Here is a 20,141-nt window from a genome sequence, read left to right as displayed (position 1 = left end):
GATGGCGCTTGCCAGGGGCCGGCGTACCGATCGCCGCATCGACTATTGGCCGGGTTTCGTCGACGCGCTGTCGACTCTGCTGCTCGCCATCATGTTCCTGCTTACCGTCTTCGTGTTGGCGCAGTTCCTGCTCGGGCGCGAAATCTCCGGCAAGGATACGGCACTGTCGCGCCTCAATTCGCAGATCAACGAACTGACGCAGCTTCTGGCGCTGGAGCGCTCGACGGCACAGGACAAGGAGGATTCGCTGGCCAATCTGCAGGCGTCGCTGTCGGCGGCGGAGGCGGAGAAGAGCCGGCTCGAACAGTTGCTGGCACAAGGTGCGGGTGCCGGCGACGCCGCCAACCAGCGAGCCGCGGCGCTGGGCGGCGAACTCGACAACCAGCGCCAGATCAGCCAGCAGGCGCTGAGCCAGGTCGAGATCCTCAACCAGCAGATCGCGGCATTGCGCAAGCAGATCGGCGCGCTCGAGGATGCCCTCAACGTCTCCGAAACGCGCGATCGCGATTCCAACACCAAGATCGCCGATCTCGGCCGTCGCCTGAACGTGGCGCTGGCGCAGCGTGTGCAGGAACTGAACCGCTACCGCTCTGATTTCTTCGGACGTCTGCGCGAAATCCTGGCCGATCGCGAGAACATCCGCATCGTCGGCGACCGCTTCGTGTTCCAGTCGGAAGTTCTGTTCCCGACCGGATCCGAAGTGATCAACGATGCCGGCAAGGTCGAGATGAAGAAGCTCGCCGACGCCATTATCGAACTGCAGAAAGAGATCCCGCCGGAGATCAACTGGGTGCTGCGCGTGGACGGCCACACCGACAACAAGCCGCTGTCCGGCACCGGCCGTTATCGCGACAATTGGGAACTGTCGACGGCGCGCTCGACCTCGGTGGTCAAGTTCCTGATCGAGAATGGCGTACCGGCCAACCGGCTCGTCGCCGCCGGCTTCGGGGAATTCCAGCCGCTCGATCCCGCCGACACGGAAGAGGCGCGCAACAAGAACCGCCGCATTGAACTTAAGCTCACCGAACGTTGATCCATCATCACGCGAACTCACGCGAAATTGTTCGCCGGCTCAACTCTAGGGCGCCGACATCGGCCGGCAAGGCCTGAAAAGATTATCTTTTTTTAATTACACTTCCCGCCGAAGCGCTCCTAGCTTGCCGCGCAGGGCCGAGAACCGCCGGCGATGCCTCCCATCGCGACGCGACGGGACTGGACGACCCAAAATGGTCGGAAGGCGAGGCGGCGCGGCCGCTCTCCCTTCCCAGCAGGAGGAAGCGCACCATGCGCTCATCAGCATCTCTCAAGACTGCAACACTTGCCGCAATTCTCATTGCCGTCCCGCTCGCCGGCGCCTATGCCGCGGGCCACCACAAGGGTGCTCTCGATGCAACCGCCCCCACCGACATGGCAGGCCCCCGTGTCAAGGCGCTCGTTGAGCAGGTCCGGGGTGTTCATCAGGGCATCGTCGACGCCAGGCAAGCCAACCACATCACCCCGGCAGTCGCGGAGCGCCTCGAAATGCGCACCGCCCGCATCAGTCAGGTCGCCGAGAGGATAGCCGCGTCGGATCACGGCAGGATCCCGGCCGCGCAGTACCATGACCTGCTGCGCCGGCTCGACAATGTGGATCAGCGTCTGATGGTCGACACCGGCAGCGGTTTCCTGATGGGTGATGGTGCCGACGGCGGAAACTATCCGAACGGCTGAGGCTATTCCGGCCTGGAAACGTCCTGGAGGAAGGGACCCATTGACGCCTTCGGGACCCCAATCCCGCTGGCGTCCTTTTTCTTTCCTTACCAGCCCATCTTGCCTACCAACCGAGCCAGACCGCGAGCAGGGCGACCACCGCCGGCACGGTCTGGATGTACAGGATCTTGCGGCCGACCGTCGCCGCGCCATAGAGACCGGCAATGGCCACGCACAACAGGAAGAAGACCTTGACCTGGAAACCGGCGGCGCCGAGGTAAATCCCCCAGATCAGGCCGGCGGCGAGAAAGCCGTTATAGAGACCCTGATTGGCGGCGAGCACTTTGGAGGCGCCGGCGAATTCTGGCGTCAGGCGGAATGTCTTGTGCCCGCGCGGCGTGTCCCAAAGCACCATCTCGAGATAGACGATGTAGACATGGATCAAGGCCACCAGCCCAACCAGGATGTTGCCGATCATTCTGCTCCCCTTCATCCGTCGCCGACAGCATTTCATGCCGAACCTCGCTTGCGCAAGCTGCATCTGCCGGATGGTATCCGAGGGTTGCCAATGCTTTTGCGTTGGTGTCTTTTCGCCCGTCCTCAACCACGGAAGCCGCCATGTCCTTTCACAAACTCGACGATCTCGGCCACAAGCTCGAAGCGCTTGAGCATGCGCTGGCCATCCTCGGCGCCGATGAGGCGACCCACATGGCCGTCGGTGGTGGCGAGAAGCGCGCCGAGGCGATGGCAGCCCTTGCCGGCATGTATCACACCAGGGCGACCGCGCCGGAAATATCGGACTGGATCGCCGCGGCCGAAGGCGAGGCATTGGACGATGAGCAGCGGGCGGCTCTCGCCGAGTTGCGGCGGCAATACACCAACCTGACCTGCCTGCCGGTCCAATTCGTCGAGCGCCAGACGACGGCGCGCATGCGCTGCGAGCAATTGTGGCGCGCCCTGCGCGCCAAGAACGATTGGGCTGGCTTCCAGCCGGCTCTCGAAGGCGTGGTGGCGCTGGTGCGCGAAGAGGCGGCCCTGCGCTCCGATGTCCTCGGCCTAGCTCCCTATGACGCGCTGATGGAGCAATACGATCCCGGCAATCGCACCGCCGACATCACCCCCGTCTTCGCCGACCTGAAGGCTTTCCTCAAGGGATTCGTGCCCGAGGCGGTGGCGATCCAGGAGGCGCGGCTGCGCAAGCATCCGCTGAAGCCGNAGCCGCTTTCGGGCACCTACGCGATCGACAAGCAGCGTGAACTCGGCCTTGCCATGATGGCTGCGGTCGGTTTCGACCTGACGCATGGCTCGCTGTCGGTATCGCACCATCCCTTCTGCGGCGGCGTGCCGAGCGACGTGCGCATCACCACACGTTACAAGACATCGGATTTCCTGTCGGCGCTGATGGGCGTGCTGCACGAGACCGGCCATGCGCTCTACGAACAAAACCTGCCCAAGACGTGGTCGCACTGGCCGCTGGGCAAGGCCCGCGGCATGGCCGTGCACGAAAGCCAGAGCCTGTTCGTCGAAAAGCAGATCGGCCGCAATCCTGCCTTCTGGCGCTGGGCGCTGCCGGTGGTGGAGAAGCATCTCGGCGAAGCCTGGTCGCTCGACGATATCCTGCCGCATGTGCATCGTGTCGAACGTGGCCTGATCCGCGTCGACGCCGACGAGGTGACCTATCCCTTGCATGTCATCCTGCGCTACGAACTGGAGCAGGAGCTTGTTTCGGGCAGCCTCGAAGTGGCTGATCTGCCCGAAGCCTGGGATGCCAAGATGCGCGACTATCTTGGTATCTCGACCATCGACAACCCCGCCGACGGGCCGATGCAGGACGTCCATTGGCCGGGTGCTGCCTTCGGCTACTTCCCGTCCTATACGCTGGGCGCGATGATGGCGGCGCAGCAATGGGCCGCGCTGACGCGCGAGCATCCTTCAGCCGACGAAGACCTTGCAAAGGGGAATTTCGAGGCGATCAACGGTTGGCGCCGCGAGAAGATCTGGTCGCAGGGATCGCGCTGGTCGACGCCGGACCTGCTTGAGCGCGCCACCGGCGAGAAGCTCAACGCCGTGTATTTCGTCAATCATCTGAAGCAGCGCTACGGCGGATGAGATGCCGCCTGGATGACAATTTTCGTTTCGCCGAGACGAACTGAACCTGCTACTCCGCCGCGCCCCTGAAGGCGCTGGCGCCGGTCTCGAACTGCAGCTTGGCGAGCCTGGCATATATGCCACCCTTGGCGACCAGGCTCTGATGCGTGCCTTCCTCGACGATGCGGCCGCCATCCATGACCAGGATCCTGTCGGCCTTCAGCACAGTCGCCAGCCGGTGGGCGATGACGATGGTGGTGCGCCCCTGCATCAGCCGCTCGAGCGCGGTCTGCACCAATGTCTCGCTTTCGGCGTCGAGGGCCGAGGTCGCCTCGTCGAGCAGCAGGATCGGCGCGTCGCGCAGGATGGCACGTGCGATCGCCACACGCTGGCGCTGGCCGCCGGACAGCGTCACGCCGCGCTCGCCGACCTGGCTGTCATAGCCGTTCTCGAGCCTGAGGATAAACTCGTCCGCCAATGCGTCCTTGGCCGCCGCCTCGATCTCGGCCTTGCTGGCACCTGGCCGGCCAAAACCGATATTGTCGCGCGCGCTCGCGGCGAAGATGGTGACGTCCTGCGGCACGATGGCGATGCGCTGCCGGACCGCGACGGGATCGGCCTCGCGCACGTCGACGCCGTCAATCAGGATCTTGCCTGTCTCGGGATCGTAGAAGCGCAGGATCAGCGAGAACACCGTGCTCTTGCCGGCACCCGAGGGGCCGACGATGGCCACCGTCTCGCCGGGCATGACTTGAAAACTCAGGCCGTGGACGGCGGCGCGATCGGGCCGCGCCGGATAGGAGAAGGAAACATTCTCGAAGACGATCGCGCCCTTGGCAACCGCCGGTAGCGGCTTCGGATCGGCCGGCGCCTGGATCGCCGGCGTCTCGGCCAGGATTTCGGTCAGCCGTTCGGCGGCACCGGCGGCCTGCGCGAGTTCGCCCCAGACTTCCGACAGCGCGCCGAGCGCGCCGGCGGCGAACACCGAATAGAGGAGGAATTGGCCAAGCGTGCCAGGCGATATCGTGCCGGCGAGCACGTCGCGCGAGCCGAACCACAACACCGCCACGACCGAGGAGAAAATGGTGAAGATGGCGAAGAAGGTGAGGAAGGAGCGCGCGAAGATCGAGGCGCGCGCTGCCTCGAAGGCGGCTTCCACCGCGCCCGAGAATCGTCCGGTGACCAGTCTCTCATTGGTGAAGGCTTGCAGCGTGCGCACCGCGCCGATCTGCTCGCTCGCATAGGCCGTCGCGTCGGCAAGCGTGTCCTGGGCCTGCCTTGACTTGCGCCGCACCGAGCGGCCGAAGGCGACCAGCGGCAGCACGATCACGGGGATCGCCGCAATGACTAGGCCGGAGAGTTTCGGGCTGGTGATGACCATCATGCCCACCGCGCCGAGACCGAGGATGACGTTGCGCAGCGCCACGGATGCGGTAGCGCCTACCGCCGACTTGACCTGCGTGGTGTCGGCGGCGAGCCGTGACACGATTTCCCCAGACTGGGCGGTGTCGAAGAAGGCCGGCGACAGCGTCGTCACATGGGCAAAGACATCGCGCCTGATGTCGGCGACGACGCGCTCGCCGAGCGTGATGACGAAATAGTAGCGGCCGGCCGACGCCGCAGCCAGCACGGCGGCCATCGCCACGAGGGCGCCGAAATATTCGGCGATGAAGGTAGTGCTGGCCGACGAGAAACCGTGGTCGATCATGCGCCGGACGGCCAGCGGCAGTGCCAATGTCGTTGCCGCCGCGATGGCCAGTGAGATAAGGGCGCCGATGACCAGCGTGCGATATCCGGCGATATACGGAAACAGGCGTCTGAGCGGCTTGAGCGAGCGTCGGCGCTCGTCTGCGCTGCTTGATTGCGCCATCTCGGTGTTTCCTCTAGCCACTTCAGCTCATGCGCTTCAATATGCGCTTGCCGCGGCCTTGTGATTCAATTCCGGCTGATGTATAGGCACGCCGACCGTTTTAGAAGCCGTGGCTCCTCAATAGCTGCGGCTTCGAGTTTTAAAAAGAGGCGCATCGACGCAGGCTTATGCCCGTCCGCCGCGCCGGCAAGCCAGGAACAGAGCCATGAAGAGCGCAATCCATCCCGACTACCACACCATCAAGGTCGTCATGACCGACGGCACCGAATACACGACCCGTTCGACCTGGGGCAAGGAAGGCGATACGATGAACCTCGATATCGACCCGACCACCCACCCGGCCTGGACCGGCGGCCAGCAGACCCTGCTCGACCGCGGCGGCCGCCTGTCGAAATTCAAGAAGCGCTTCGAAGGTTTCGGCCTCTAAGGCGAAGAGTTTTTTCGCGGATCAAGAGCCCGCCCTTGTGGCGGGTTTTTTGTTGCTTGGCCGAAGGCTGGGTTTTCGGCCCCTTATTCGGCCAGCAATTCCCTGAGTGCCATGCGCTTGTAGGCCGCGACCAGCCTGTCGCCCTCCTGCCGCTCGACCGAGATCGCCAGCCGCATGGCCGCCTCGCCCATCTGCCAGACCAAGAATGCCGTCGTGTCGAGCGCCACCGGATCGGCATCGGGCCGCAGGCGCTTGAGGACCGCGATCAGAAATTCCGCGTTCGCGCGGCTGTCGGCGAGTTCTAGCTGGCGCAGCGCCTTGTCGGCCTGTGTGCCCGACCAGATATCGCGCATCACCGGCTCGGCCAGGAACAGGCCGTAATAGATATCGACTAGCTCGGAAAAGGCCCGCTTCAGGCCTTCGGCGTCGCTGATATCCTTCAGTGCCGCCGAAATGCACGCCTGGCTCTCGGCCGTGTAGCGTTCGGCCAGCGCCCAGACGATCGCCCGCTTGTCCGGAAAGAACTGGTAGAGCGAGCCTATCGACACCCCAGCCCGCTCCGCCACTTCCCCCATGCGCATGGCATCGCTGCCTTGTTCGGCAATTAGCGCCGAGGCGGCCGCAAGCATGCGCTCGACTCGCTCGCGGCTGCGCTGCTGGCTCGGCGCCCGGCGCGGCGAAGCGATCTGCTCGTTGGCCGGCGTTGCCCCCATGACTGTCTCCAACAAACGCGTCCGGTAAAATCACCGGGAATGACTTGACTTACAAAATACGAGGGTTTATCACATTCTGCAAATGTGAGACATACTCACATTTGCAGAGAGCAAACCGCCGCAACCAGTGTCTGGAGCAACTGAAATGACGAAGCTTCTTCCAACCCTCACCTTCGTCGCCGCGATCGGCTCGGGCGTCGTTGGCGGCGTGTTCTTCGCCTTTTCCACGTTCGTCATGGCAGCCCTTGTCCGGCTGCCCGTTCCAACCGGCATCGCAGCGATGAATTCGATCAACATCACGGTGATCACCCCGACCTTCATGACCGCGCTTTTCGGCACCGGCCTCATCTGCCTCGTCGTCATTGCCGCCGCTCTCTTGGGCTGGAGCCATTCGGGCACCTACTGGTTGCTTGCCGGCGCGGTGCTCTATCTGGTCGGCAACCCTATCGTGACCATGGCCTTCAACGTGCCGCTCAACGATGCGCTCGCCGCCGTCGATCCGGCCAGCAGCAACGGCGCGGCCGTGTGGGCGAACCACCTGAGCCAATGGGTGATGTGGAACCACGTCCGTACCATCACGGCCATCGTGGCGATGGCCTGCTTTATCTTCGCATTGCTCTAAAGAGGCTCTGCGAAACGCAAGAGGCCTTGCTCACGCCGGATCTTCTTGCGTGTCGCCCTTCGACCTATGGCCTTTGCGGTCGGCGTGACCGAGATCCCGATCCGGATCGATCACGTCGCGGACCAGCTGCTTGAGTTTCGCCGCGTCCGGAAAGCCGCCGTCGCGCTTGCGATCCCAGACCAGCACTTCATTGCAGGAGATGGTGAAGATGCCGCCGGTGCCCGGCACCAGCGTCACCTCGCCGAGATCGGTGCCGAAGGTGGAGAGCAGTTCCTGCCCCATCCAGCCGGCACGCAACAGCCACTGGCATTGCGTGCAGTAGGTGATGCGGATGGCCGGCAACTGAGCTTTACTCATGTCGGACGACCTTCGCTCACGCCGCGCTGAGCTTGGCCATCGTCTCGTCGTCGACTTCGAAGTTGGCGTACACGCTTTGTACGTCGTCATCGTCCTCGAGCGTCGCAACCAGCTTCATCAGCGACTGCGCCCGCTCTTCGTCGACCGGGACATTGTTCTGCGGCTTCCAGATCGCCTTGACCGATTCGGCCTCGCCGAGCGAGGTTTCAAGCGCCTTGGACACCTCGCCGAGAGTCTCGAAGGCGCAATAGATCGTGTGGCCTTCTTCGTCCGATTCGACATCGTCGGCGCCGGCTTCGATGGCCGCATCCATGATCTTGTCGGCGCTGCCAGCCGAGGCCGGATAGTGGATTTCGCCAGCACGGTCCCACATGAACGACACCGATCCTGTTTCACCGAGCGCGCCGCCGGCCTTGGTGAAGGCGGCGCGGACATTGGACGCCGAACGGTTGCGGTTGTCGGTCAGCGCCTCGACGATCACGGCCACGCCACCCGGCCCATACCCTTCGTAGCGCACGGCTTCGTAGTTTTCGGCGTCGCCCATCGAGGCCTTGTTGATGGCGCGCTGGATGTTGTCCTTGGGCATCGACACCGCCTTGGCGTTCTGGATCGCCAGCCGCAAACGCGGGTTCATCGATGGATCCGGCGTTCCGCTCTTGGCGGCGACGGTGATTTCGCGCGCCAGCTTGGAAAACATTTTCGACCGCACCGCGTCCTGACGACCCTTGCGGTGCATGATGTTCTTGAACTGTGAATGGCCAGCCATGGCACCCCTGTCGTGTTCGGCTAGAGCGTCTTGCCGCGAGATGCGTCATCTCGCCTTTGCAAAAGGCTCGAATTCAATTTCAGAGCGTCCCGATGCGTCCGGGTGAACGTACGGCGCTCTGTGTCGGAATGGCCGGCTTATAGATAAATCGGCTCAATTCGTCCAGCCGCGCCGCGTTGCCAGGCACTCGGCATGCGGCGGCCCGGCAAGCAGGTTTCGCCCGGCCTTTGTCCTACCCTTCGAGATCGGAGGCCTACCCTTCCAGATCGGACATCAGCCGGTCGATGATACTGAGCGCATGGCCGTCATACTGGCTGATCAAGCGGTCGTGAATCTGCTTGATCGGCAACGCATTGAGATGTTTCCAGCGCTCGCGTCCGTCGCGGCGCGCGACGTTCAGGTCCGCCTCCTCCGGGGGCATTAGCCTCGCCCCGCGCCGATCGGTCTCAGTGCCGGTCGCCGGTTTTCGCTTTCTTGCGCCGCCGCGCCAGCATGTTGAGCCCCTCGACCAGCGCCGAAAAACCCATCGCCGCGTAGATGTAGCCCTTGGGCACATGATAGCCCATGCCGTCGGCGATCAGCGTCATGCCGATCATCAGCAGGAAGCCCAGCGCCAGCATGACGATGCTCGGATTCTTGGCGATGAAGTCCGCCAGCGGTCCGGCCGCCAGCATCATCACGGTCACGGCCGCGATGACCGCGATATACATGATGGCGATCTCGTCGGTCATGCCGACGGCGGTGATGATGGAATCGATGGAGAAGACGAGGTCGAGCAGCAGGATCTGGAAGATCGCGCCGGCAAGCGAGATCTTAAGCGTTTCGCCCAGCATCGTGTCCTGATGATCGTCGGGATCGACCGTGTGGTGGATCTCCTTGGTCGCCTTCCACACCAGGAACAGACCGCCGGCGATCAGGATCAGGTCGCGCCAGGAGAAGCCGTGGCCGAACGCCGTGAAGACCGGCGTCGTCAGTTGGACGATGATGGAAATGGTGGCGAGCAGCACCAGGCGCATGACCAGCGCCGCCGAGATGCCAAGACGCCGCGCGCGTGCCCTCTGCTCCACGGGCAGCTTGTTGGTCAGGATCGAGATGAAGATCAGATTGTCGATGCCGAGCACGATCTCGAGCACCACCAGCGTCAGCAGCGCGACCCAGGCGGTCGGGTCGGAAACGAATTGAAAATGCGGCGCCAGGAATTCGATAAGCTGCATGGAGGTCGTCCCCTACGATCTAGAGCAGTGTCGCCGGCAATTAGGTACTGCGAACCCCTATATCAATGTCACGCCCAGAAGGACGGAGCCGTTTCTTCAAGCCTTGGCCCGCGACGAAACGGCGCGATCTTCTCGGTGAGCCCCGTGCGGTCGGAAATATCGACGCCGACGCCGCACAATGTCGCCGGTCCCGTCGCTGCCTCGAAACGCCCTTTCGGCACTTTCGACAGGAACCGGTTGAGCGGTTCTTCCTTGTCCATGCCGAGCGATGAATCATAGTCACCGCACATGCCGGCATCCGACAGGTAGCCGGTACCGCCATTGAGGATCTGATGGTCGGCGGTGGGCTGGTGCGTGTGGGTGCCGACGACGAGACTGGCGCGTCCATCGACGAAATGCGCGAAGCACATTTTTTCCGAGGTTGCCTCGGCATGGAAGTCGATCACCACCGCATCCGCCTGCTCGCCGAGCGGACAGGCGGCAAGCTCGCGTTCGCCGGCCTGAAACGGGTCGTCGAGTTCCGGGTGCATGAACACCCGGCCCATAATGTTGGCGACCAGCACGCGCGCGCCGTTTTTGGCGATGTAGACACCGGAGCCGCGCCCCGGAGTGCCTCTGGGGAAATTGGAAGGCCGCAGGAACCGCTGCTCGCGCGGCGCGAAGGCCAGCGCGTCGCGCTGGTCCCAGACATGGTTGCCGGTGGTCACGACATCGCAGCCCGCCGCGATCGTCTCACGCAAGATCTCTTCGGTGATGCCGAAGCCGCCAGCCGCGTTCTCGCCGTTGACGATGACGAAATCGAGTTTGAAGTCGGAGATCAGGCCAGGCAGTTGTTCCCACACCGCGGTGCGCCCTGTCTTGCCGACCATGTCCCCGAGGAAAAGAAGTCGCATCTATGCGTGATCCCGAAAAGTTGCATGACTTTTCGGCAAAGATCATGCGTTTCAAAGAACTATCTACAATTTTGGCGCAAAGCGGCGCAACCCGCTCTCGGTGAGTATTTCCGGGATGACCACGTCATGGGGTTCGTCTGGAACTTGCGAAACTTCTTGGCAGTCGAAGGCGATGCCGATGAGCCGGGGCGCGAACCCCTTGTCGACGAGCTTGCCGATCGCCCGATCGTAATAGCCGGCGCCATAGCCGATGCGGTGACCGCGCGCGTCGAAGGCGGCGAGCGGCACCAGCATGACTGCGGGATCGAGTACCTCGGCCTCCGCGTGGGGCCCGACCGTGCCAAAGCCCATATCCACCATCGGCGCGCCGCGCACCAGTTCGCGAAAGACGATGGTGGTCTTGTCGAGAATGGCCGGCAGGCAGAGCCGTGCGCCCTTCTCTCGCAAGGCGAACATCAGCGGCCTGACGTCGACCTCCGAGCGCATCGGCCAGAAGCCGGAGACGATCTGACCGGGCCCGATCTCCAGATGGTCGCGCGCCGTCTCCGCCATTTCGAGCGCAGCCTCCACCCGCCAGAATGCATCGAGGCCGTCGCGGCGGGCGAGTGCCTCGAGACGCAGCTTTTTTTTCAGGTCTTTGGGAGAGGTCATGCGGCCAACGTAGAAAAAGTCAAAGTTTTGCGGGCCTCAAGTGGGACGTTCCCACCGCAACATCCACCAAGATGCGTGGGACGCCTTGCGATAAGTGACGATCCACACAACCGGTGGAGAGAGCGATCCCGGGAACCTACAAAGTAGGTGGGCGCCGTGTGAGAAAACCCACGGGTCTTCCCAGGGACAGCTCCCTAAGGATCGTTAAGGCCCCGGGGAAAATGTTCTCCTGCCGGGAAGCACAGACCGTCCTCCCCAATATAGGCCGCTGGTGGCTCAAGCGCCAGAGAATTGGCCCGTCCCGCTGGCTTTATTCACGACGTGCCCCTGCCACCAGACCAGCGCCGGCACCGCCAGCAGTTCGATACAGAGACCGGCGACGTGCCCCAGCGATGGCGCGCCGACCAACAGCAGCGAGACAAGCCGTGCCAGGCCACCGGCAAACGTGCAGGCGGCAAGCAGCCGGAACCGTTCCGTCTTGGTCTCGATGCTGGGAATGCAACTGCAAGGCCAATGGCCAGGAAAACCCGGACAGGAAGCGGAAATGACCGTCGAGATCGACAGGCCATGGTGCGGCGACATGCAAGAATTCCGGACCGGACACGATACCTTCCACGCCCACCAGAACCGGCGTTGCCGCCAACACGCCAACGACGACCTGGAGCGCCGCCTTGCCTGACATCTTTTCGTTCATGCTCCCCGCCCCTCGGCCTGCCGAGCGGCCGTGCGCAGCAACGGGAATTTTTCGTCTGGGGTTTCAAGCCATTCGTCGCATCCGGCGCAACCCTTGCACAGCCGCGGCGGCATCCTTACGGTCGCGTCAACCAACCAAGGAGCAAAAATGCGTTTCGAAGGCACGGCGGCCTATGTCGCCGACAAGGATCTGATGGTGGCGGTCAACGCGGCGATCGCACTGGAGCGGCCCTTGCTGGTCAAGGGCGAGCCCGGCACCGGCAAGACGGAACTCGCCCGCCAAGTGGCGGCGGCACTCGGCCTCGACCTGATCGAGTGGCACGTCAAATCGACGACGCGAGCGCAGCAAGGCCTCTATGAATACGATGCGGTGTCGCGGCTGCGCGACAGCCAGCTTGGCGATGTCAGGTTCAACGACATCAAGAACTACATCAAGCGCGGCAAGCTTTGGGAGGCATTCGCGGCTGACAAGAAGGTCGTGCTCCTGATCGACGAGATCGACAAGGCCGACATCGAATTCCCCAACGACCTGCTGCAGGAACTCGATCGGATGGAGTTCTTCGTCTACGAGACCGGCGAGACCATTCACGCCTCCGTTCGCCCGATCGTCATCATCACCTCAAACAACGAGAAGGAGTTGCCGGACGCTTTCCTGCGCCGCTGCTTCTTCCACTACATCCGCTTTCCCGACGTCGACACGCTGCACAGAATCGTCGACGTGCACTATCCCGGCATCAAGCAGAACCTTGTGCGCGCGGCCCTCACCCAGTTCTATGAAATCCGCGACGTGCCAGGCTTGAAGAAGAAGCCGTCGACCTCCGAGGCGCTCGACTGGATCCGCCTGCTGGTCGCCGACGACATCGCGCCGGAGGATTTGCGCGCCGACCCGAAGAACGCATTGCCCAAACTGCATGGCGCCCTGTTGAAGAACGAGCAGGACGTGCATCTATTCGAGCGGCTGGCCTTCATGGCGAGAAGACAATAGGCAGAAGCAGCGCTTTCCCCGGCTGTGGACCGTTGCCGCGGGCCGAAGAGAAGGTCAGTTTCGGCCAGAACCCTTCGGAGGAGATAAAATGTCTGAGATCGTTGTCCGCCCCCTCGCGCAATCCGACCACGCCGACTGGCACCGCCTGTGGACCGATTATCTAACCTTTTACGAAACCAAGCTGCCGGAAGAGGTCTATGCCATCACCTGGAAACGATTGTTCACCGAAGGCGAGTTCGAGCCGAAGGGTTTTATCGCCACATCGGGCGGCAAGGCCGTCGGCCTCACCCATTATCTCTACCACCGCTCCGGCTGGTCGGAGAAAAACAACTGCTACCTGCAGGATCTGTTCGCCGATCCGGATGTGCGCGGCAAAGGCATCGGCGCTGCCCTTATCGAGGCGGTGAAACAGGAGGCCGCCAAGATCGGCGTGAAGAACGTCTACTGGATGACGCACGAAACCAATGCCACCGCCCGCAAGCTCTACGACCACGTCGCGCGCAGGACGGGCTTTATCGAGTATGATTTGCTGTAACCGGCCATGTTCATCCCCTTCTTCCTCGAGCTGAAAGCTGCCCGTGTTCCCGTTTCGCTCAGGGAATATCTGTCGCTGCTGGAGGGGCTGGACGCCGGGCTGGTCGATTACGACGTCGAGGGTTTTTACTATCTTGCCCGCGCCGCACTGGTTAAGGACGAGCGCCATATCGACCGCTTCGACCAGGTCTTTGCGCATGTCTTCAAGGGCGTCGAGGCGCTGGGCGGACCGGATGCGGTCGACGTCGCCAATATTCCCGAGGAATGGCTGCGCCGGCTGGCCGAAAAGCACCTGACCGAGGAAGAGAAAAAACTGGTCGTGGCGCTGGGCGGTTTCGACAGGCTGATGGAGACGCTGAAGCAGCGGCTCGAGGAACAGAAGGGCCGCCACCAGGGCGGTTCGAAATGGATCGGCACCGGCGGCACCTCCCCCCTCGGCGCCTATGGCTACAACCCCGAAGGCGTGCGCATCGGCCAGCACGAAAGCCGCAACCGTCGCGTGGTGAAAGTCTGGGACAAGCGCGAGTTCCGGAATTTCGACGATGCCGTCGAACTCGGCACCCGCAACATCAAAGTCGCGCTGAAGCGCTTGCGCCGCTGGGTGCGTGAGGGCGCGGAGGAAGAATTCGACCTGCCCGGCACCATCCACGCCACCGCCGAGCACGGCTATCTCGACGTCAAAACCAGGCCCGAGCGCCGCAATGCGGTGAAGCTCCTGATGTTCTTCGATGTCGGCGGCTCGATGGACGACCATATCAAAAGCGTCGAGGAGCTGTTTTCGGCCGCTCGCGCCGAATTCCGCCAGCTCGAATATTTCTACTTTCACAACTGCCTCTACGAAGGCGTGTGGAAGGACAATCGTCGCCGCCATGCCGAGACGATTTCAACCTTCGACCTCATCCACAAATATGGCCCCGACTATAACGTCATCGTCGTCGGCGATGCCTCGATGAGCCCATACGAGATCGCCCACCCCGGCGGCTCGGTGGAACACTGGAACCCCGAGGCCGGAGCCGTCTGGCTCGGCCGGCTGCTGCGGCAATGGCCGAACGCGGTGTGGCTTAACCCCGAGAGCGAAAAGAACTGGGGCTTTACCCATTCGATCGCGATGATCCGTGACATCTTCGGCGGCCGCATGTTCCCACTGACACTGACCGGATTGGAAGGCGCCACCAGGCAATTGTCGCGCAAACATTGAAAGTCCGAAGCGCTCGGGACTGCGCAGGTCTGTAACAAACCCCTATCTTGTCGCGAATATCCGGTTGCAACCAAGAACGAGCCGCCAAGGCTGAGGAGATGAAATGGACACCCATACCTACCCCGTCACCCGCACCGACGCCGAATGGCGCGCCCGGCTGACGCCGGAGCAATACGCCGTCATGCGCAACCATGGCACCGAGCGGCCGGGAAGCTGCGCCCTGCTGTACGAGAAGCGCGCCGGTACTTTTTCCTGCGTCGGCTGCGACCAGCCCTTGTTCCAATCCACGCTGAAATTCGAGAGCGGCACCGGCTGGCCGAGCTTCAACGATCCCGTGCCGGGCTCCGTCGAGAACACCGTCGACCGCAGCTACGGCATGGTCCGCACCGAATGCCATTGTGCCCGTTGCGGCAGCCATCTCGGCCATGTCTTCGAGGACGGCCCGCCGCCGACCGGTCTGCGTTACTGCATCAATGGCGTGGCGCTGAAATTCGAGCCGGCCGTCTGAACAAGGCGTCATGAATGTTTGCCAAGGGCGGCTCCGGCCGCCCTTTTTTTCGTAAGGGCGGATTCGTCAGACGACGATCGTGGCGATCAGCCAGAGCGCTGATCCCAGCATGAAAAGCGAAGCCTTGGCGCCACCTGCCTTGTCAGCCGTGCGCCAGACCGCCAAAGCCAGGAAGATGCTGTAGGCCACCGGTGCGAAATGCACCGCAAGGACAAGGCCGAGCGGCATCTTCAGTCCAAGCAGGATCAGCGCCGCGGCAGACGACGCAATATTGATCGCGGTTCCGACAAGCATCAGGTCGCGCCAGAACAGCCGGTCGATCGGCACCTCGCCAAGCCAACGCGAGCGGAAGAAATCCGCGATCACTTACCCCTGCCTCAGCACTTCGGTCACGGCGCACTCGACCCGCGAGCATTCCGTCACCAGCCAGTCGGTCATGGCAGGCCAGTTGTCCTCGGCAAAGCAGTTGACGCGCCACATCGAATTGATGCCAAGGCCTTCGCAGCTTTGTTCCGGCCGAAGCTTCAGCCTGTCTTCGATCGCCGGCCGGAACGGCTCCAGCCGCGACCAGCTTTGCGTGGCGCCGAACTTCTCGTTGCGGCCGAAGAAGACGCCGACATGGTTCTGCGCCGGCGCGACATACATGGAAAGCACCAGTGCGAAGTCGGGCAGCCCGCGCTGCCAGAACCAGGGCCCGCGCCGCGCTAGCCGGGCTCTTTCTTCCGGATGCCGTTCGGCAAACAGCGACCAGAAGCCGCGATGGCGGAATTCCAAGGCGCGGCGGCCGCCGAAGTCGAATTCGCTCATGGTTCGAACCGTATCTCCGGCAACCGCGTCGGGCACCGGCCGGTTAGTCTTACACCATGCCGAGGGCGGCCATGTACAGATCGAGGATGGCGTCCTCCTCCTGGCGCTCGGCCTGGTCCTTCTTGCGCAGACGGATGATGGTGCGGATTGCCTTGGTGTCGAAGCCGGTACCCTTGGCTTCGGCGAAGACTTCCTTGATGTCGTCGGAAATCGTCTTCTTTTCTTCCTCGAGCCGCTCAATGCGCTCGATCAAGGCACGCAGCTGGCCGGCGGCAACAGTCTGGCTGGTCTCGGTGATATCGTCGGCCATGTTTTTCTCCAAATCGGTTCCGCGCCGCGACTCGGGGAACGTGCCGCGGCGAATTTCAGCGGTTCGATGCCCGACCGGGGCCGGCGGGTCAAGCCGTTATCGAACAGCTCGCCAAGGCCTGCCGCCAAGCCGACGCCTGCCCGTTCCTTGCGAGCTCTCAGTTGAACGCGATCAGGAGATCCTTCGCATCGATCTGGTCGCCGGCCTTCACCAGCACCTCGGCGACCGTCCCGTCGCGCTCGGCGTGCAACGCCGTCTCCATCTTCATCGCTTCGATGGAGAGCAGCACGTCGCCAGCCTTGACGGCCTGGCCGGCGGCGACCGAAAGTGCGGAGACCACACCCGGCATCGGCGCCCCGACATGCGCCTCGTTGCCGGGCTCCGCCTTGCGGCGCGCCTTGGCCGCTGACGCACCATGCGCGCGGTCGGGCACCTTCACGCGCCGGGGCTGGCCGTTGAGCTCGAAGAACACCGTGACCATGCCCTTGTCGTCGACATCGCCGAACGCCTGGCAGCGCACGACCAAGGTCTTGCCCCTTTCGATATCGACGAAGATCTCGTCTTCCGATCTCATGCCGTAGAAATAGGTCGGCGTCGGCAGAACGCTGACCGGGCCGTAGGTTTCCTGCGCGGCGACGAAGTCGGAAAACACCTTCGGATACATCAGCCACGAGGCGAACTCGTATTCCGACAGCTTGCGCTCGAGCTTGTCCTCGATCTCCTTGCGGCTCTTCTCGAGGTCAGCCGGCTTGAGCAATGAGCCGGGGCGCGCCGTGATCGGCTTGTCGCCCTTGAGCGCCTTCTTCTGCAGCGCCTGCGGCCAGCCGCCCGGGGACTGGCCAAGATCGCCGCGCAGCATCGAAACGACGGAGTCCGGGAAGGCGATGTCGCGGCCCGGGTTCTCGACGTCGGCGACTGTCAGGTCCTGGCTCACCATCATCAGCGCCATGTCGCCCACGACCTTGGAGGACGGCGTCACCTTGACGATGTCACCGAACATCAGGTTGACGTCGTGATAGGTCTGCGCCACTTCGTGCCAGCGTGTCTCGAGCCCCAGCGAACGCGCCTGTTCCTTCAAATTGGTGAACTGCCCGCCCGGCATTTCGTGCAGGTAGACCTCGGAAGCCGGGCCCTTCAGGTCGCTCTCGAAAGCAGCGTACTGATTGCGAACGGCTTCCCAGTAGAATGAGATCTTGCGGATCCATTGCGGGTCGAGGCCCGGATCGCGCTCGGTGCCCTTCAGCGCTTCGACAATCGAACCTAGGCAAGGCTGCGACGTATTGCCGGAGAAGGCGTCCATCGCCGCGTCGATGGCGTCGACGCCGCTCTCCACCGCCGCCAGCACGGTTGCCGCCGACAGGCCCGACGTGTCGTGGGTATGAAAATGGATCGGCAGGTCGGTCGCCTCGCGCAGCGCCTTGAACAGCACACGGGCAGCACTCGGCTTCAACAGGCCGGCCATGTCCTTGACCGCGATGATATGGGCGCCGGCGGCCTGCAATTCCCTGGCGAGCCCCACATAATATTTCAGGTCGTACTTAGCCCTCGCCGGATCGAGAATGTCACCGGTATAGCACATCGCCGCTTCGATCAGCTTGCCCTCGGCGCCGACCGCATCCATGGCGACGCGCATGTTCTCGACCCAGTTCAGGCAGTCGAAGACGCGGAACAAGTCGACGCCGCCCGACGCCGCCTGCTTGACGAAATGCTGTACGACATTGTCGGGATAATTGGTGTAGCCGACGCCGTTGGCGCCGCGCAGCAACATCTGCAGCAACAGGTTGGGGGCAGCCTCCCGCACCAGCGACAACCGCTCCCATGGATCCTCGGTGAGGAAGCGCATGGCGACGTCGAAAGTGGCGCCGCCCCAGCATTCGAGCGACAGCAACTGCGGCAAGGCGCGCGCATAGGTGCCGGCGATGCCGGCAATGTCGTGCGTGCGCACGCGAGTGGCCAGCAGCGACTGGTGGCCGTCGCGCATCGTCGTGTCGGTGACCAGCACTTCCTTCTGCTCGCGCATCCAGGCGGCGAACTTTTCCGGCCCGAGCACGTCGAGCTTCTGCTTGCTGCCGCTTGGCACATTGCCGTTGAGATAGGGCACCACGGGCGCCGCCGCGTCGGCCTTTGGCGTCGGCCGCCCGCGCGTTTCGGGATGGCCGTTGACGCTGACGTCGGCCAGGTAGTTGAGCAGCTTGGTGGCGCGGTCCTGGCGCTTGACCTGCTGGAACAGCTCCGGCGTCGTGTCGATGAACCTGGTCGTATAAGAATTGTCGGCGAAGTTCGGGTGATTGATGATCGCTTCGAGGAAGGTGAGGTTGGTGGCGACGCCGCGGATGCGGAACTCGCGCAGAGCCCGGTTCATGCGGGCGATCGTCTCGGCCGGCGTCGGCGCCCAGGCCGTGACCTTCTCCAGCAGCGGATCGTAGAAGCGGGTGATGACCGCGCCGGAATAGGCCGTGCCGCCATCGAGGCGGATGCCGAAGCCGGTGGCGCCGCGATAGGCGGTGATGCGGCCGTAGTCCGGAATGAAATTGTGTTCGGGATCTTCCGTGGTGATGCGGCACTGCAAGGCATGGCCGTTCAGCCGGATATCCCTCTGCGCCGGCACACCCGATTCCGGCGTGCCGATGGCGAAACCGTCGAGGATGTGGATCTGCGCCTTCACGATGTCGATGCCGGTCACCATCTCGGTGACGGTGTGCTCGACCTGGATGCGCGGATTGACCTCGATGAAGTAGAACTTGCCGGTATCGGCGTCCTGCAGGAATTCGACCGTGCCGGCGCCGATATAGCTGGTCTCGCGCGCGATCTTCAGCGCGTGGCCGCAAAGCTCCTGGCGCAGCTCCTCGCTGAGATATGGCGCCGGCGCGCGCTCGACGACCTTCTGGTTGCGGCGCTGGATCGAGCAGTCGCGCTCGAACAGGTGGACTGCATTGCCGTGCGTGTCGCCAAGCACCTGCACCTCGACATGGCGGGCGCGCTCGATCAGCTTTTCGAGATAGACCTCGTCCTTGCCGAAGGCGGCCTTCGCCTCGCGCTTGCCTTCCATGACCTCGCGGGCGAGGTCGGCCTCGGAGCGGATGGCGCGCATGCCGCGGCCACCGCCACCCCACGAGGCTTTCAGCATGACCGGATAACCGACCGTCTTGGCGAGTTCCTTGACCGCCTCCATGTCGTCCGGCAACGGATCGGTCGCCGGCACCACGGGCACGCCGACCTCGATGGCGAGATTGCGCGCGGCGACCTTGTTGCCCAGCCGGCGCATCGTGTCGGGCTTCGGGCCGATGAAGGTGATGCCCGCTTGCGCGCAGGCTTCGGCGAATTCGGGACTTTCCGACAGCAGCCCGTAGCCGGGGTGGATGGCATCGGCGCCCGAAAGTCTGGCGACGCGGATCACCTCCTCGATAGACAGATAGCTCTCTATCGGCCCCATGTCCTTGCCGAGATGCGGGCCGCGCCCGACCTGATAGCTCTCATCGGCCTTGAAGCGGTGCAGCGAGTATTTGTCTTCCTCGGCCCAGATCGCCACGGTTTTGAGGCCCAACTCGTTGGCCGCGCGAAAGACGCGGATGGCGATTTCGGACCGGTTGGCGACGAGTATCTTCGTGATGGCCAAGGACTGGGCTCCAGCAGCGGAAGGAAGAGGAAATCGGGGCAATGATTAGCGGGAAAATGCTGCAGTGCAAACAAAATCGACGCTCATTTAAACCGATTTAGATCGATTATCCGGCCAACACTCGCACGCATCAGTTCGTACGGGCGGAACAATGGCGACAATTTCGATCCTGGATGCGATCTTCCTGGCTAAGGAAGGCT

22 protein-coding genes, 1 other RNA gene and 1 pseudogene are annotated in these 20,141 nt (G+C 63.2%); 9 read left to right on the top strand and 15 right to left on the bottom strand.

Annotated features, from left to right (window positions below; all coding sequences use genetic code 11):
* The first annotated feature begins 1 nt into the window (after nt 1).
* Entirely contained in the window at nt 2–1,033 is a 1,032-nt protein-coding gene (locus X739_RS150125; RefSeq protein ID WP_023784262.1) for a peptidoglycan -binding protein, read from the top strand.
* A gap of 251 nt (nt 1,034–1,284) precedes the next feature.
* Nucleotides 1,285–1,710, top strand: coding sequence for a hypothetical protein (locus tag X739_RS150130; RefSeq protein ID WP_023771700.1), 426 nt, complete (start codon nt 1,285–1,287; stop codon nt 1,708–1,710).
* A 103-nt stretch (nt 1,711–1,813) separates the two neighbouring features.
* On the opposite strand, the gene X739_RS150135 is transcribed toward X739_RS150130, so the two are convergent.
* Nucleotides 1,814–2,167 carry a DUF1304 domain-containing protein gene (locus tag X739_RS150135; RefSeq protein WP_023794851.1) on the bottom strand — a complete coding sequence of 118 codons (354 nt, stop codon included), beginning with the start codon at nt 2,165–2,167 and terminating at the stop codon, nt 1,814–1,816.
* A gap of 140 nt (nt 2,168–2,307) precedes the next feature.
* Here X739_RS150135 and X739_RS150140 point away from each other — a divergent pair, with 140 nt between their 5' ends.
* Nucleotides 2,308–3,798: a carboxypeptidase M32 gene (locus X739_RS150140; protein ID WP_023794850.1), complete on the top strand. Its 1,491-nt coding sequence runs from the start codon at nt 2,308–2,310 to the stop codon at nt 3,796–3,798.
* A gap of 49 nt (nt 3,799–3,847) precedes the next feature.
* On the opposite strand, the gene X739_RS150145 is transcribed toward X739_RS150140, so the two are convergent.
* Nucleotides 3,848–5,647 (bottom strand): ABC transporter transmembrane domain-containing protein, encoded by a 1,800-nt coding sequence (locus X739_RS150145; RefSeq protein ID WP_023771702.1) that lies wholly within the window; start codon nt 5,645–5,647, stop codon nt 3,848–3,850.
* A gap of 205 nt (nt 5,648–5,852) precedes the next feature.
* Between X739_RS150145 and rpmE the strand changes: the two genes are divergently transcribed.
* Nucleotides 5,853–6,074, top strand: coding sequence for a 50S ribosomal protein L31 (rpmE, locus tag X739_RS150150; protein ID WP_010912060.1), 222 nt, complete (start codon nt 5,853–5,855; stop codon nt 6,072–6,074).
* 83 nt (nt 6,075–6,157) lie between these two features.
* On the opposite strand, the gene X739_RS150155 is transcribed toward rpmE, so the two are convergent.
* Complete coding sequence (locus X739_RS150155; RefSeq protein WP_023771703.1) at nt 6,158–6,787, bottom strand: TetR/AcrR family transcriptional regulator; 630 nt, start codon at nt 6,785–6,787, stop codon at nt 6,158–6,160.
* Between the two features lie 145 nt (nt 6,788–6,932).
* On the opposite strand from X739_RS150155, the gene X739_RS150160 reads away from it, so the two are divergent.
* Entirely contained in the window at nt 6,933–7,409 is a 477-nt protein-coding gene (locus tag X739_RS150160; protein ID WP_023794849.1) for a DUF1772 domain-containing protein, read from the top strand.
* 30 nt (nt 7,410–7,439) lie between these two features.
* Here X739_RS150160 and X739_RS150165 read toward each other — a convergent pair whose 3' ends face one another.
* From X739_RS150165 to X739_RS01000000166150, 8 genes and pseudogenes are all read right to left on the bottom strand, one after another.
* Complete coding sequence (locus X739_RS150165; RefSeq protein WP_023771705.1) at nt 7,440–7,766, bottom strand: SelT/SelW/SelH family protein; 327 nt, start codon at nt 7,764–7,766, stop codon at nt 7,440–7,442.
* 16 nt (nt 7,767–7,782) lie between these two features.
* A complete protein-coding gene (locus tag X739_RS150170) occupies nt 7,783–8,532 on the bottom strand; it encodes a YebC/PmpR family DNA-binding transcriptional regulator (RefSeq protein WP_023794848.1) in 750 nt (249 codons plus the stop codon).
* Nucleotides 8,533–8,785: 253 nt separating this feature from the next.
* Nucleotides 8,786–8,944 (bottom strand): annotated as a pseudogene (locus X739_RS150175) (transcriptional regulator); the annotation flags it as partial.
* Between the two features lie 34 nt (nt 8,945–8,978).
* Nucleotides 8,979–9,746 carry a TerC family protein gene (locus X739_RS150180; RefSeq protein WP_031241363.1) on the bottom strand — a complete coding sequence of 256 codons (768 nt, stop codon included), beginning with the start codon at nt 9,744–9,746 and terminating at the stop codon, nt 8,979–8,981.
* Between the two features lie 68 nt (nt 9,747–9,814).
* A complete protein-coding gene (locus X739_RS150185; RefSeq protein WP_023771709.1) occupies nt 9,815–10,639 on the bottom strand; it encodes a YmdB family metallophosphoesterase in 825 nt (274 codons plus the stop codon).
* A 63-nt stretch (nt 10,640–10,702) separates the two neighbouring features.
* Nucleotides 10,703–11,290 carry a 5-formyltetrahydrofolate cyclo-ligase gene (locus X739_RS150190; RefSeq protein ID WP_023771710.1) on the bottom strand — a complete coding sequence of 196 codons (588 nt, stop codon included), beginning with the start codon at nt 11,288–11,290 and terminating at the stop codon, nt 10,703–10,705.
* Nucleotides 11,291–11,385: 95 nt separating this feature from the next.
* A non-coding RNA gene (gene ssrS, locus X739_RS1000000168055) (6S RNA) lies at nt 11,386–11,541 on the bottom strand.
* A 25-nt stretch (nt 11,542–11,566) separates the two neighbouring features.
* Nucleotides 11,567–11,872 (bottom strand): DUF4345 domain-containing protein, encoded by a 306-nt coding sequence (locus tag X739_RS01000000166150; RefSeq protein ID WP_245273868.1) that lies wholly within the window; start codon nt 11,870–11,872, stop codon nt 11,567–11,569.
* Nucleotides 11,873–12,131: 259 nt separating this feature from the next.
* On the opposite strand from X739_RS01000000166150, the gene X739_RS150195 reads away from it, so the two are divergent.
* The 4 genes from X739_RS150195 (at nt 12,132) to msrB (ending at nt 15,208) form a co-directional block, all read left to right on the top strand.
* Complete coding sequence (locus tag X739_RS150195; RefSeq protein ID WP_023794846.1) at nt 12,132–12,968, top strand: MoxR family ATPase; 837 nt, start codon at nt 12,132–12,134, stop codon at nt 12,966–12,968.
* A gap of 88 nt (nt 12,969–13,056) precedes the next feature.
* Nucleotides 13,057–13,503, top strand: coding sequence for a GNAT family N-acetyltransferase (locus tag X739_RS150200; RefSeq protein WP_023771713.1), 447 nt, complete (start codon nt 13,057–13,059; stop codon nt 13,501–13,503).
* Between the two features lie 6 nt (nt 13,504–13,509).
* Entirely contained in the window at nt 13,510–14,700 is a 1,191-nt protein-coding gene (locus X739_RS150205) for a VWA domain-containing protein (protein ID WP_023794845.1), read from the top strand.
* A 103-nt stretch (nt 14,701–14,803) separates the two neighbouring features.
* On the top strand, nt 14,804–15,208 hold the full coding sequence (gene msrB / locus X739_RS150210; RefSeq protein ID WP_023771715.1) for a peptide-methionine (R)-S-oxide reductase MsrB: 405 nt from the start codon (nt 14,804–14,806) through the stop codon (nt 15,206–15,208).
* A 66-nt stretch (nt 15,209–15,274) separates the two neighbouring features.
* On the opposite strand, the gene X739_RS150215 is transcribed toward msrB, so the two are convergent.
* The 4 genes from X739_RS150215 to pyc all read right to left on the bottom strand — a co-directional run bounded on the left by X739_RS150215 (nt 15,275) and on the right by pyc (nt 19,941).
* Nucleotides 15,275–15,574 carry a hypothetical protein gene (locus X739_RS150215; RefSeq protein ID WP_023794844.1) on the bottom strand — a complete coding sequence of 100 codons (300 nt, stop codon included), beginning with the start codon at nt 15,572–15,574 and terminating at the stop codon, nt 15,275–15,277.
* Nucleotides 15,575–16,015 (bottom strand): hypothetical protein, encoded by a 441-nt coding sequence (locus X739_RS150220; protein WP_023771717.1) that lies wholly within the window; start codon nt 16,013–16,015, stop codon nt 15,575–15,577.
* A 49-nt stretch (nt 16,016–16,064) separates the two neighbouring features.
* Nucleotides 16,065–16,325, bottom strand: coding sequence for a DUF2312 domain-containing protein (locus X739_RS150225; protein WP_015315223.1), 261 nt, complete (start codon nt 16,323–16,325; stop codon nt 16,065–16,067).
* Between the two features lie 157 nt (nt 16,326–16,482).
* Nucleotides 16,483–19,941 carry a pyruvate carboxylase gene (gene pyc / locus X739_RS150230; protein ID WP_023794843.1) on the bottom strand — a complete coding sequence of 1,153 codons (3,459 nt, stop codon included), beginning with the start codon at nt 19,939–19,941 and terminating at the stop codon, nt 16,483–16,485.
* Nucleotides 19,942–20,141 lie beyond the last annotated feature (200 nt).

This window comes from Mesorhizobium sp. LNHC209A00 (assembly GCF_000502915.1).
Taxonomy (GTDB): Bacteria; Pseudomonadota; Alphaproteobacteria; order Rhizobiales; family Rhizobiaceae; genus Mesorhizobium.
The sequence above is the reverse complement of the archived record's forward strand: the minus strand, read 5'-3'. Positions and strand labels throughout refer to the sequence as shown.

Excerpts from the sequence above, each read along its gene's own strand:
- X739_RS150205 (WP_023794845.1), top strand. The coding sequence starts at position 13,510 with ATGTTCATCCCCTTCTTCCTCGAGCTGAAAGCTGCCCGTGTTCCCGTT.
- X739_RS150225 (WP_015315223.1), bottom strand. The coding sequence starts at position 16,325 with ATGGCCGACGATATCACCGAGACCAGCCAGACTGTTGCCGCCGGCCAG.
- X739_RS150170 (WP_023794848.1), bottom strand. The coding sequence starts at position 8,532 with ATGGCTGGCCATTCACAGTTCAAGAACATCATGCACCGCAAGGGTCGT.
- X739_RS150195 (WP_023794846.1), top strand. The coding sequence starts at position 12,132 with ATGCGTTTCGAAGGCACGGCGGCCTATGTCGCCGACAAGGATCTGATG.
- X739_RS150160 (WP_023794849.1), top strand. The coding sequence starts at position 6,933 with ATGACGAAGCTTCTTCCAACCCTCACCTTCGTCGCCGCGATCGGCTCG.
- X739_RS150180 (WP_031241363.1), bottom strand. The coding sequence starts at position 9,746 with ATGCAGCTTATCGAATTCCTGGCGCCGCATTTTCAATTCGTTTCCGAC.
- X739_RS150165 (WP_023771705.1), bottom strand. The coding sequence starts at position 7,766 with ATGAGTAAAGCTCAGTTGCCGGCCATCCGCATCACCTACTGCACGCAA.
- X739_RS150135 (WP_023794851.1), bottom strand. The coding sequence starts at position 2,167 with ATGATCGGCAACATCCTGGTTGGGCTGGTGGCCTTGATCCATGTCTAC.
- X739_RS150220 (WP_023771717.1), bottom strand. The coding sequence starts at position 16,015 with ATGAGCGAATTCGACTTCGGCGGCCGCCGCGCCTTGGAATTCCGCCAT.
- X739_RS150200 (WP_023771713.1), top strand. The coding sequence starts at position 13,057 with ATGTCTGAGATCGTTGTCCGCCCCCTCGCGCAATCCGACCACGCCGAC.
- X739_RS01000000166150 (WP_245273868.1), bottom strand. The coding sequence starts at position 11,872 with ATGTCGCCGCACCATGGCCTGTCGATCTCGACGGTCATTTCCGCTTCC.
- X739_RS150130 (WP_023771700.1), top strand. The coding sequence starts at position 1,285 with ATGCGCTCATCAGCATCTCTCAAGACTGCAACACTTGCCGCAATTCTC.
- X739_RS150145 (WP_023771702.1), bottom strand. The coding sequence starts at position 5,647 with ATGGCGCAATCAAGCAGCGCAGACGAGCGCCGACGCTCGCTCAAGCCG.
- msrB (WP_023771715.1), top strand. The coding sequence starts at position 14,804 with ATGGACACCCATACCTACCCCGTCACCCGCACCGACGCCGAATGGCGC.
- X739_RS150190 (WP_023771710.1), bottom strand. The coding sequence starts at position 11,290 with ATGACCTCTCCCAAAGACCTGAAAAAAAAGCTGCGTCTCGAGGCACTC.
- X739_RS150185 (WP_023771709.1), bottom strand. The coding sequence starts at position 10,639 with ATGCGACTTCTTTTCCTCGGGGACATGGTCGGCAAGACAGGGCGCACC.
- X739_RS150155 (WP_023771703.1), bottom strand. The coding sequence starts at position 6,787 with ATGGGGGCAACGCCGGCCAACGAGCAGATCGCTTCGCCGCGCCGGGCG.
- rpmE (WP_010912060.1), top strand. The coding sequence starts at position 5,853 with ATGAAGAGCGCAATCCATCCCGACTACCACACCATCAAGGTCGTCATG.
- X739_RS150125 (WP_023784262.1), top strand. The coding sequence starts at position 2 with ATGGCGCTTGCCAGGGGCCGGCGTACCGATCGCCGCATCGACTATTGG.